Origin of the sequence: Aeromonas sp. s13 (assembly GCF_040907905.1) — a bacterium.
GTDB lineage: Bacteria > Pseudomonadota > Gammaproteobacteria > Enterobacterales > Aeromonadaceae > Aeromonas > Aeromonas veronii.
In genome coordinates this window covers 19308-31124 of sequence record NZ_JBFOCS010000069.1, presented here as the reverse complement: position 1 = coordinate 31124, position 11817 = coordinate 19308, and the positions used below count along the sequence as shown (strand labels likewise).

Genomic DNA, 11817 nt, shown 5'->3' with positions numbered 1-11817 from the left:
CGAGTAATCGCGCTGTGTCCGTTTCACACCTTGTCCCATCGGGTTCTCCATTTATTGGGGGGAAAGGTGTAAACCATATTCAGGACGGGACACGGACAATAAAAAAGCCAGCATCAGCTGGCTTTTTTATTGTCCGGCGCAGGCCGTGGCATCGCACAGGGCAGGGTCTCCCCTGCCCTACTGAGTTAGCCTTCGACTTTGCCCCAGGAGTCGCGCAGGGCAACGGTGCGGTTGAACACCAGATGCTCCGGGCTGGAGAGCTTGTTGTCGGCGCAGAAGTAACCTTCACGCTCGAACTGGTAAGCCTGCTCCGGCTTGGCGTTCTTGAGCGAAGCCTCGACACGGGCACCCTCGATGATCACCAGGGATTCCGGGTTCAGCGCAGCTTCAAAGTCATCCTCGGCGCCCGGGTTCGGCACCTTGAACAGACGGTCGTAAAGACGCACTTCCGCTGGCAGGGAGTGAGTGGCGCTGACCCAGTGGATCACCCCTTTCACCTTGCGGCCATCGGCCGGATCCTTGCCCAGAGTCTCGGGGTCGTAGGAGCAGTAGATGCAGGTGACCTTGCCATCCGCATCTTTCTCGATGCGCTCGGCCTTGATCACATAGGCATTGCGCAGACGCACTTCCTTGCCCAGCACCAGACGCTTGAACTGCTTGTTCGCCTCTTCTTTGAAGTCCGCTTCATCGATGAAGATTTCACGGGTGAAGTTCAGCTCGCGGGTACCCATCTCGGCATTGCTCGGGTGGGCCGGGGCAGTCAGCACTTCATCGGCAGCCAGATTCTCGATGACCACTTTCACCGGATGCAGCACGGCCATGGCGCGCGGCGCATTCTCATTGAGGTCTTCACGGATACAGGCTTCCAGCATGCTCATCTCGACGATGTTGTCCTGCTTGGTGACGCCGATGCGCTTGCAGAACTCGCGGATGGAAGCCGGGGTGTAACCACGACGACGCAGACCGGAGACGGTCAGCATGCGCGGGTCATCCCAACCATCGACGTGCTTCTCGGTCACCAGCAGGTTCAGCTTGCGCTTGGACATGACGGTGTATTCGAGGTTCAGACGAGAGAACTCGTACTGACGGGGGTGGCAGTCGATGGTGATGTTGTCCAGCACCCAGTCGTACAGACGACGGTTGTCCTGGAACTCCAGTGTACAGATGGAGTGGGTGATCCCTTCCAGCGCGTCCGAGATGCAGTGGGTGAAGTCATACATCGGGTAGATGCACCACTTGTCACCGGTCTGGTGGTGGTGGGCAAACTTGATGCGGTAGATAACCGGATCACGCATCACCATGAAGGGAGATGCCATGTCGATCTTGGCGCGCAGGCAGGCGGTGCCTTCGGCGAACTCGCCGTTCTTCATCTTGGCAAACAGCGCCAGGTTCTCTTCCACGCTGCGATCGCGGAACGGGCTGTTCTTGCCAGCTTCAGTCAGGGTGCCACGGTACTCGCGCATCTGCTCGGGCGTCAGCTCGTCCACATAGGCCAGACCCTTTTCAATCAGCTCGATGGCGTAGCCGTGCAGCTTGTCGAAATAGTCGGAGGAGTAGCAGATCTCGCCGTTCCACTGGAAGCCGAGCCACTGTACATCCTGCTTGATGGACTCTACGTACTCGATATCTTCCTTCACCGGGTTGGTGTCATCGAAACGCAGGTTGCACTGGCCCTGATAGTCGCGGGCGATGCCGAAGTTCAGGCAGATGGATTTGGCGTGGCCGATATGGAGATAACCGTTCGGCTCGGGCGGAAAACGGGTATGCACGCTGCAGTGCTTACCGCTGGCCAGATCTTCATCAATGATCTGACGAATAAAGTTAGTTGGGCTGTTCGCCTGACTCATGGCTCACCTCAAAAAAGCGTCACTGGCGGAAGTTGTGCCGGCTGGCACCCTCATCCCCCCGCCGTCAAGCCGGGTATGATCCCTTATTACGGGCGCTGTCTCAACCTGAATTTGGCACTTCCGGGCCATTTCCCGACCATTGCACCGCTAAAAACAGCGTGGCTTGGCACATTGCACACCAAATGCATAAAAAAGCCCCGCACTGGGCGGGGCTGAAAGTGATGAAAAACACAAAACAGACAATTACACACAACAAAGGCTCACACGCACAGTCAACCTTTCCCAAACTCGATGCGCCATCGCCCTTGGGAAAGGCGGGTCTTGCGACCCACCTGATGTTAACGGTTGACTGCTATCAGTTCAGTTCGGTGACGCGGCTGGTGCGCTTGCCATCGAAGCTGGTGGTACGCAGGTAAACCTTGCCATTCACGCTCGGCTTGGCCGCGGCGTCATAGGCAGTCCAGGTCTTACCGTCCAGGCTGTACTGGATAGGCAGACCCGGCAGATCCACGTTCGCTTCCAGCACACCGTTCACTACCTTGGCACCCGGTACGGAGAGGCGGTATTCAACACCGGCCTGATCCAGTTTCGGCAGCACGCGCTGACCCAGTACGTTGGCAAACTGGTTCCACTCTTTGTTGAGGGTGGCCTTGTTGACGAACTTGGTCTCGCCGGAGAACTCGCGGTTCTTCACGTAATCCAGCTCGAAGCCACCTTTGTGCCAGGCACGCTCGGCCACAGAGAAGATACGCGGGTAGACCATGTACTCGTACTGAGCATCGGTACGCACGGTTTCACTCCACTGCTGACCGGAGATCCCCTTGAACTTGACCGGATCCTGGTCACCCTTGGCCACGAAGGCGTTGCCGTCCCGGTCAACCGAGGTCTCGGCGTTTTGCGGCAGGTTTTCCGGGGCGAAGGCAAACACCTTGCGGGTGTCGTTGAAACGGGTTGCCCAGTAGTAGCCTCGCTCGGCCGGGTGTACTTCGTTCGGGAAGTCGAAGTAGAGGTAATCCGGGTTGGACAGCACTACTTGGTAACCCTTGTGGGCCCACTTCATCGCTTCGTTGAAGCCACCCCAGTAGAGGGTTTCCCAGAAGTTGACACGGGTGTTGTCGGTGGCGAAATCCTTGGCACCGCTGGCGTACTTCAGACCATCTTCCCACGCCTGCAGGGTAGAGAAGCCGCGATCTTTGACCATCTGGCCCACTTCCTTGGCGAAGTAAACCGGCAGCTCGCCCACTTCCTTGATCTTGCCTTCGTCGATCATCTTCTGGCACATCGGAGACTTGCCAAACGGCTTGTCCTGCTTGCTGGAGTCGACGTTGCCTTTCCAGGCGACTAGCTCTTCTTTCTTGGTGACGGCCGGATCCTGATAGCCACCGCCCTGCATGATGTTCTTCGCCTCATCACCACCGTAGTGCCATGCGGTCAGCGGCTGACCGGCGGCCTGGTGCATCTGGGCAACTTCATCCATTACCTTGGCTACGAAGGTGGCAGCACCCGGCTGGCAAGGGTTGATGAAGGACATCTTGTCGTAGAACTGGACGGAGGTGACGTTGGAGGTGTCAGCCGGATCAGTCAGACGGAACTGGTTGGCTTCCGCTTCTTTGCCTTCCGCCATCAGACGCTTGTAGCGCGCTTCCATGGAGATCACGGCAGCACGAGCGTGGGCCGGCATGTTGATCTCGGGGATCACGGTCACACCGCGGGCCTTGGCATAACGCACCAGATCCACGTAGTCAGACTTGCTGTAGAAACCGGAACCCTGGTTGTCGCTGGTCGGGCCGGAACCCAGTTGCGGCATCAGGCACTTGGTTTCGGACTCGTCGTGGCAACGCTGGCTACCGACCTGAGTCAGCTCCGGCAGACCCGGGATCTCCAGACGCCAGCCTTCATCGTTGGTCAGGCCAAGGTGCAGCACGTTGAGCTTCATGGCAGACATCTGGTCAACCAGCTTCTTCATGGTATCCAGACTGCGGAAGTGACGGGCCACGTCGGTCTGCATGCCACGGTATTCAAAGCGCGGCGCATCCTCGACGGTCATCGGGCTCACCAGCTTGTCATCAACACCCAGCAGGGAGATCAGGGATTGTGCACCCCAGAATGCCCCGTCGATGTCGCGACCCTGGATCACGGTGCCCTTCTGACCGATGGTCATGTCATAGCCTTCAGCCTGCTTGAGCTTGCTGCCGAGCTTGATGGTCACCGGGTAGCCGGTGTCGGAGAGGGTAACACCCAGCTTGGTCAGTTGAGCCTTCAGGGCCTCGGCGCGATCGCTCGGCAAGTCCAGGGCATTGAGTTTGATGGTAGAGAAGTCAACCTGCGGGCCAGCTTTGACTACCTGCTTCATCGGGGTCGGCAGGATCTGGTTGTCAATCTTGCCAGCCGGCAGCAGGGTGCTGGTCTGGTTGGCCGCGAAGCGGGTCTCGCTGTTCATCAGGATGTTCTTGTCATCCTTGGTACGCTTCCAGCCATCGGCCGGCATCGGCTTCTCGTAGGTGCTGGCATCATTGATGTTGCTCATGCTGGCCAGTACTTTCGGCTCGGCACCTTCGCTGGCGACATACCAGTTCGGCATGATGTCAGATTCGAACAGTACCCAGTATTCCACCACCAGCGGCACTTCGACCGTGGCATCCTTGGCAAAGCCCTGGAACTTCTCGGTTGGCGTCAAACGATAGAGATCGCCGGTCAGGTGAGTGATGGTGAACTGGTCGTTATCCACACGCTGGATACGACGAATGGAAGAGACGTAGATGCTCCAGTCTTTGGAGGTCACGTCCGCACCGGTATTGGTCAGGTGCAGCTTGGCAACGCCACAGCTCGCCCACTCGGAACCGAGCGCCTGGCAATCGAGGCCGGCACCGGCACCGTCGTTGGTGACCACTTCATACTTGACCACCAGGTTGTTGGCGAGGGAGTCGACCACGGCCTGCTTGGCGGCATCGGCTGCCTGGACCTGGCTGACAAAAACGGTAGACATGGCAATGGCTAACAGAGAATGTTTCAAGTTCATAACTGCTGCTCTCATTTGAAGTAAAGGTTGGATTTTCTTGGCTTTTTTATATGGGGCCCCTGAGCGGGGCCCTTAGTTATGTCAACAATGGACTTAGACTTGAGGTGAGCGAGTCGCTCGATTAACGCAGGGCTTTCATCTCACCGGCGATGATTTCGGCCAATGGGCCCAGAATCACCTGCAGGTTCTGCTCACCGAGTTTGACCACACCGGCCGCACCCAGGGCTTTCAGCTTGCGCTCATCGACGATGCTGCGGTCTTTCAGAGTCAGACGCAGACGGGTGATGCAGGCATCGATAGAGACCAGGTTCTCTTGACCACCCAGCACTTCCAGGTACTGCTTGGCCAGCTCGGTACGGTTGGTAGATTGAGCGGCTGCCGGAGCACTATCTTCGTCATCTTCACGACCCGGGGTTTTCAGGTTCAGCTTGGCAATCACTACGCGGAACACGGTGTAGTAGAGGCCGAAGAAGACCAGACCCTGAGGGATCAGCATGTACCAGTTGGTCGCCAGCGGGTTACGGCTGGAGAGCACCATATCAACCAGACCGGCACTGAAACCGAAACCGGCCATCCACTGCATGGAGGCAGCGATGAACACGGAGATACCGGTCAGTACGGCGTGGATGACATACAGTACCGGCGCCACGAACATGAAGGAGAACTCGAGCGGCTCGGTTACACCGGTGAAGAAGGAGGCAAAGGCAGCTGCGATCATGATGGAGGCAACTTTCTCTTTGTTCTCTTTCTTGGCGGAGTGGTAGATGGCCAGAGCGGCACCCGGCAGACCGAACATCATGATGGGGAAGAAGCCAGCCTGGTACATACCGACCACGCCTTTCACCTGCTCCAGGCTCTTGCCAGCGGCCAGAGCGGCATCGATGGTAGCCTGACCACCCAGGAAGTTCGGGATGTCGTTGATACCGGCCACGTTGAACCAGAACACGGAGTTCAGGGCGTGGTGCAGACCGATCGGGATCAGCAGACGGTTGAAGAAGGCGTAGATACCGGCACCGGTGGAGCCAAGGCTCACGATGGACTCACCGAAGGAGACCAGACCACCGTAGATTGCCGGCCATACGGCCATCAGGATGAAAGATACGACGATCATCACCACGGAGGTTACGATCGGTACCAGACGACGACCGGAGAAGAAGGAGAGTGCCTTGTGCAGCTCGACGCTGCTGAAGCGGTTGTACAGCTCAGCGGCGATAACACCACACAGGATACCCACGAACTGGTTGCTGATCTTGGCAAACGCGGCAGGAACCTGCTCCACCGGGATGCTCTTGATCTGGGCCACAGCGCCCGGGCTCAGCAGGGTGGTAACGACCAGGAAGCCGACCAGACCTGCCAGGGCAGCAGAACCGTCTTTATCCTTGGACATACCGTAAGCGACACCGACTGCGAACAGTACGGACATGTTATCGATAATGGCTGCGCCCGCTTTAATCAGGAAGGCAGCCAGCGCACTGTCACCACCCCAACCATTCGGGTCAATCCAGTAGCCAACCCCCATCAGGATCGCGGCGGCAGGCAATACCGCTACCGGCACCATCAGGGCACGGCCGATCTTTTGCAAATAACCGAGAATGTTCACGGTTCCTCTCCTTAGTTAATGTTTTTCTAGAAATTAAGTGCTTATCACGTTTGACGCATAAGCCATCAAGGCTTGATTGGCAGTCTAGGGCTTTTATTTCGCTGCGCAAATTAATAAACCGATAATCGTGATCGTTATCACCCAAACAAGATAAAGGTGGTGGATAGATGTGGCTTAGTTCGCAATCTTTATTTACGCTATAAAACAACTTGAATCCGTCTTAGCCAATTGCCACCGCCAAACCGGTCGCAACCCGACACAGAGGTATCCCATATGCGCCTGATCCCGTTGAAATCTGCCAGCCAAGTAGGCCTGTGGTCTGCTCGTTACATCGTTGACCGCATCAACGCGTTCAAGCCGACCAGCGATCGCCCTTTCGTACTGGGCCTGCCCACCGGTGGCACCCCGCTCAACACCTACAAGCGCCTGATCGAGTTGCACAAAGCCGGTGAAGTGAGCTTCCAGAACGTGGTCACCTTCAACATGGACGAGTACGTCGGCCTGCCGGAAGATCACCCGGAGAGCTACCACAGCTTCATGCACAACAACTTCTTCAGCCACATCGACATTCGTCCCGAGAACATCAACATCCTCAACGGCAATGCCGAGGATCTGGTGGCCGAGTGCAAGCGATATGAAGACAAGATCAAGTCCTACGGCAAGATCCACCTGTTCATGGGTGGCGTGGGTAACGACGGCCACATCGCATTCAACGAGCCGGCCTCTTCCCTCTCCTCCCGCACCCGGGTCAAGACCCTGACCGAAGACACCCGTATCGCCAACTCCCGCTTCTTCGGTGGCGACATGGAGCTGGTGCCCAAGCTGGCCCTGACCGTGGGTGTAGGCACCCTGATGGATGCGGAAGAGATCATGATCCTGGTCACCGGTCACGGCAAGGCACTGGCCCTGCAGGCCGCCGTGGAAGGCAGCGTCAACCACATGTGGACCATCTCCACCCTGCAACTGCATCCGAAGGGAATGATGGTGTGCGACGAGCCCTCCACCATGGAGCTCAAGGTCAAGACCGTTCGCTACTTCCAGCAGCTGGAAGCCGCCAACATCGGCCGTCTGTAAGGAGTCGTCATGTACGCATTGACCAACTGCACCCTCTACACCGGCAGCTGCGTGCTGACCGGCTACGGGGTGCTTATCGAGGGCGACAAGATTGTCGCCATCTCTCACCTGGCCGAACTGCCTGCGGGCATCGAGCAGATTGACCTCAGAGGCGCCAACCTGACCGCCGGTTTTATCGATGTGCAGCTCAACGGCTGTGGCGGGGTGATGTTCAACACCGAGATCACGGTCGAGACCCTGGCAACCATGCAGGCGGCCAATCTCAAATCCGGTACCACCAGCTTCCTGCCGACCCTGATCACCAGTCCGGATGCGGACATGAAGCAGGCCGTTGCTGTGACCCGTGACTACATGGCGGCACACCCCAACGAGGTGCTGGGCGTCCATCTGGAAGGGCCTTACACCAACCTCAAGCGCAAGGGGATCCACCCTGCCGCGCAAATTCGTCAGCCAGCGGACGAGATGATCGACTTCTTCTGCGCCAACGCGGATGCCATCACCAAAATCACCCTGGCTCCGGAGCGCAACGAGCCGGCCCATATCCGCCGTCTGGTGGAAGCGGGCATTCTGGTCTCGGCCGGTCACACTGCCGCCAGTTACGATCAGGCCATGGCCGGGTTCGATAACGGTATTCGCTTTGCGACCCACCTCTACAACGCCATGACCCCGACCCTCAACGGTCGCGAGCCGGGCGTAGTGGGCGCCATCTACGATCGCAAAGATGTCTATGCGGGCATCATCGTCGATGGCCACCATGTGCACTGGGCCAACGTGCGTCTGGCTCACAAGGCGCTGGGGGAGCGACTGGTGCTGGTCACCGATGCCACCGCAGCAGCCGGAGCGCCGGAAGGCTTTGAGAAATTTGATTTTTGTGGCACCACCGTCTTTTTACGCGATGGTCAGTGTGTCGACGAGAATGGTACACTCGGCGGTTCCTCCCTCACCATGATTGAGGGGGTGGAAAATCTGGTCAAGCAGGTCGGATTACCGCTCGATGAAGCACTGAGAATGGCCAGCCTCTACCCCGCTCGCGCCATTGGATGGGACTCACGTCTCGGTAGTATCCAGGTCGGTAAAGTAGCCAACCTCACTGTCTTCGATCAGGACTTCACGGTCCGTGGGACCGTGGTTAACGGACACTACACACAACAGTGACATCATGACTGGCGGACAAATAGCAAACGTAGATCTTATCAAGCAGGTCAATAGTGCAGCCGTGTATCGGCTCATCGACCTGCAAGGCCCCATCTCCCGGGTCAAGATTGCCGAGTTGAGTCAGCTGGCCCCGGCCAGCGTGACCAAAATAACCCGGCAACTGATCGAGCATGGCCTGATCAAGGAGACCTCTCCGCAAGCCTCAACCGGCGGGCGACGAGCCATCTCCCTGACCACCATCAAACATCGCTTTCAGTTTGTCTCTGCCAAGCTGGGCCGCGGCTACCTGCAACTGAGTCTCTATGACCTCGATGGCAAGGAGCTCGACCAGCACGTCATTCAGGTGACCGAGATCGACCAGCAACCCGTGGTCGACATGCTGCTGCGGGAGATTGGCGCCTTTATCGATGCCAACCGCGAACGTTGTCGCAACCTCATCAGCATCGCGCTGACCATGCCGGGTCTGGTCAACCCGGAATCCGGCATGGTCATCTACACCCCCAAGTACCAGATCCGCAATCTGGGGCTGGCGAAGCTGCTTGAGAACCACTTCAACCTCCCCTGCTACGTGGGCAACGACACCCGCTCTCTGGCACTGGCCGAACACTTCTTCGGCGAGTCCCGCGACTGCATGGACTCCATTCTGGTGAGCGTCCATCAGGGGACGGGCTCCGGGATCATCACCAAGGGTCAGGTGTTCCTCGGTCAGAACCGCAACGTCGGCGAGATCGGCCATATTCAGGTCGAGCCCCTCGGCAAGCGCTGCCACTGTGGCAACTTCGGCTGCCTCGAGACCATCGCCTCCAACGAAGCGATCATCGACAAGGTGAAGGAGCTCATCAGCCGCGGCCACCAGAGCGCGCTGCAGGAGAAGCACATCACCATTCAGGAGGTGTGCAAGGCGGCGCTGGCAGGTGATGAACTGGCCCGCAGCGTGATCGAGAACGTGGGTGAGCATCTGGGACGGGCGGTGGCCATCACGGTCAACCTGTTCAACCCGCAGAAGGTGCTGATCGCCGGCGAAATCACCGCCGCCGAAGAGATCCTCTTCCCGGCCATCCGCCGCTGTGTCGAGCATCAATCACTTCCGAGCTTCCACCGTGGCCTGCCCATCGTGAAAGCCCGCTTCCAGAACCAGCCGACCTATGGCGGCTTTGCACTGGTCAAGCGCGCCCTGCTGGAGGGGGATCTGCTGCAGATCATCATGGAGCAGAAGTAAGACACTGATCTTGCGAGATAACAAAACGGCAGCCAGTGGCTGCCGTTTTCTATTGTGTGCTTGCTGGCGGTTTAGCCCGCCCGACATGGCTTGAACAGATCGAGCTTGTTGTCGTAAACACGGGTCTGCACATCCATGATCCCCAGCATGGAGTGAAAGAGGTTGTCATGGGAGAAACGCTGGCTGCTCGCCTCCGCCGCCAGGCAACCCATATCAAGCTGGCGATCGGCCTGTAACTGAGGCGAGAACCAGGTCAGCAGCGGCACCCGGGTCTGATCATCCGGCGCAAACTTGTATGGCGTGCCGTGCAGATAGAGCCCCATGGCCCCAAGGGATTCGCCGTGATCGGAGAGATAGACCAGCCCCACATCGTACTGGCTCTCCAGCGACTTGAGCTTGTCGATCAGTAGCCCCACCACCTTATCGGTGTAGCGGATGGTGTTGTCATAGGTATTGACCAGCTCCTCGTTGCTGCAGTTTTCAATGTCGCTACGCGGGCAGTCCGGCATAAAGACGCGCTCGCTGGCAGGGTAACGACGGAAATAGGTCGGGCCATGGCTGCCCATCAGATGAAAGGCCACCAACTTGTTGCCCTTCATGCCGGCAATCTGCTGATCCAGCCCCTCCAGCAGCACCTCATCATAGCAGGACTCCCCCTGACAGAGCGCAGGATAGGATTTGGGGAGGATCTCGATGGTCGGCACATTGCGGCACACCCCTTTGCAGCCGCCATCGTTCTCTTTCCACAACACCGAGACTCCGGCATGTTGCAGCACATCGAGCAGGCCGTCACGGGAGCTGGCAAGCTGGTCATCGTAGCCACGGCGCGTGAGGTTGGAGAACATGCAGGGCACCGAAACTGCAGTGGCTGTACCGCAGGAGCGTACATTCCTGAACGACACAACCCCCTGCTCTTTTGCCGTAAAGCTGTTGGTCGCCTTGCCATACCCGTTAAGGGAGTAGTTCTGGCTGCGCGCCGTCTCCCCCACCACCAGGAACATCAAAGTCGGCTTGCTTCCCCGGGCCACCACCCGGGCATCGGTCCCCAACTGCCGGTAAGGGATCGGCGTGGCAAACAGCACATCCCGCCCATATTTGTAGAGGCCGTGCACATAGTTGGCAGGCACAATCTCTTTGGCCAGCGACTTGTTGTTGCGCCCGACCGAGGCGTAATCCTGATAGTAAAGTGACGCGACGCCCCCGATAAACAGCAGAGAGATAGCCAGTGCACCAGCCCGCAACGCCAACCCCTGATACCAGCGAGCCGGATAGCGGATCCGCAGTGACCAGAGCACCAGAACAGGCAGCAGCCCGGTCAGCAGAAACCAGAGCGCAACCGAGCCATTCAGATAGGCCCCCGCCTCACCACTGTTGGTCTCCACTATGTTCTGGATCATGCCTGCATCAAAGATGACGCCGTATTTGAGCATGGCGTAGCTGACGATGGAGCCAGTCAGAATGAGCACGGTAAAAAAGGGCTTGAGCACAAACCGGAACGTGAAGGGAATAAACACGGCATTGAGCGCCGCGATCAGCACCAGCGGGATCGAGATGGCAAATCCGGCTTTGACATGGGTCAGGGCACTTAGCACCGTATAGAAATGCAAAAAGATTGGCCAGTTCAGTACCAGAGCGAAAAAGAGCACCAGCAACAGATTGGTCTGCAGTACACCGAGAGTTACACGCATAAACAACTCCTACATACCGACCTGCAGTGCAGCGGGCCGGCCAAGCCAACAAAAACGACGGGGCCAGCGTAGGAAGTAAAACTTAAGCGCGAATTAAGAGGAGAAGCACGGCGCTCGTGCGCCCCATCACAGCACGGGGCGCTCCGCTGCCCCGAAATGGATTTTTAGTTGTCTATCCATCGGATTTTGCTAGCTTGTTGAGTAGGCATTCACGA

7 protein-coding genes are annotated in these 11817 nt (G+C 57.9%); 3 read left to right on the top strand and 4 right to left on the bottom strand.

Features of this window, described 5'->3' with window-relative positions; translation table 11 throughout:
* Positions 1 to 185: 185 nt before the first annotated feature.
* The 3 genes from glnS to nagE all read right to left on the bottom strand — a co-directional run bounded on the left by glnS (position 186) and on the right by nagE (position 6466).
* Positions 186 to 1847, bottom strand: a complete 1662-nt coding sequence (glnS, locus tag AB5Y82_RS14210; protein WP_111899659.1) for a glutamine--tRNA ligase — start codon at positions 1845 to 1847, stop codon at positions 186 to 188.
* A gap of 355 nt (positions 1848 to 2202) precedes the next feature.
* Entirely contained in the window at positions 2203 to 4866 is a 2664-nt protein-coding gene (locus tag AB5Y82_RS14205; RefSeq protein WP_111899658.1) for a beta-N-acetylhexosaminidase, read from the bottom strand.
* Positions 4867 to 4987: 121 nt separating this feature from the next.
* Positions 4988 to 6466, bottom strand: a complete 1479-nt coding sequence (gene nagE, locus AB5Y82_RS14200; RefSeq protein WP_005359399.1) for an N-acetylglucosamine-specific PTS transporter subunit IIBC — start codon at positions 6464 to 6466, stop codon at positions 4988 to 4990.
* A gap of 273 nt (positions 6467 to 6739) precedes the next feature.
* Between nagE and nagB the strand changes: the two genes are divergently transcribed.
* The 3 genes from nagB to AB5Y82_RS14185 are packed head-to-tail and all read left to right on the top strand — an operon-like array spanning position 6740 to position 9914.
* Positions 6740 to 7540 carry a glucosamine-6-phosphate deaminase gene (nagB, locus tag AB5Y82_RS14195; RefSeq protein ID WP_111899657.1) on the top strand — a complete coding sequence of 267 codons (801 nt, stop codon included), beginning with the start codon at positions 6740 to 6742 and terminating at the stop codon, positions 7538 to 7540.
* Positions 7541 to 7549: 9 nt separating this feature from the next.
* Entirely contained in the window at positions 7550 to 8695 is a 1146-nt protein-coding gene (nagA, locus tag AB5Y82_RS14190; protein ID WP_111899656.1) for an N-acetylglucosamine-6-phosphate deacetylase, read from the top strand.
* A 4-nt stretch (positions 8696 to 8699) separates the two neighbouring features.
* Positions 8700 to 9914, top strand: coding sequence for an ROK family protein (locus AB5Y82_RS14185; protein WP_005334312.1), 1215 nt, complete (start codon positions 8700 to 8702; stop codon positions 9912 to 9914).
* A gap of 71 nt (positions 9915 to 9985) precedes the next feature.
* On the opposite strand, the gene AB5Y82_RS14180 is transcribed toward AB5Y82_RS14185, so the two are convergent.
* Positions 9986 to 11602: a phosphoethanolamine transferase gene (locus tag AB5Y82_RS14180; protein ID WP_368174142.1), complete on the bottom strand. Its 1617-nt coding sequence runs from the start codon at positions 11600 to 11602 to the stop codon at positions 9986 to 9988.
* Positions 11603 to 11817 lie beyond the last annotated feature (215 nt).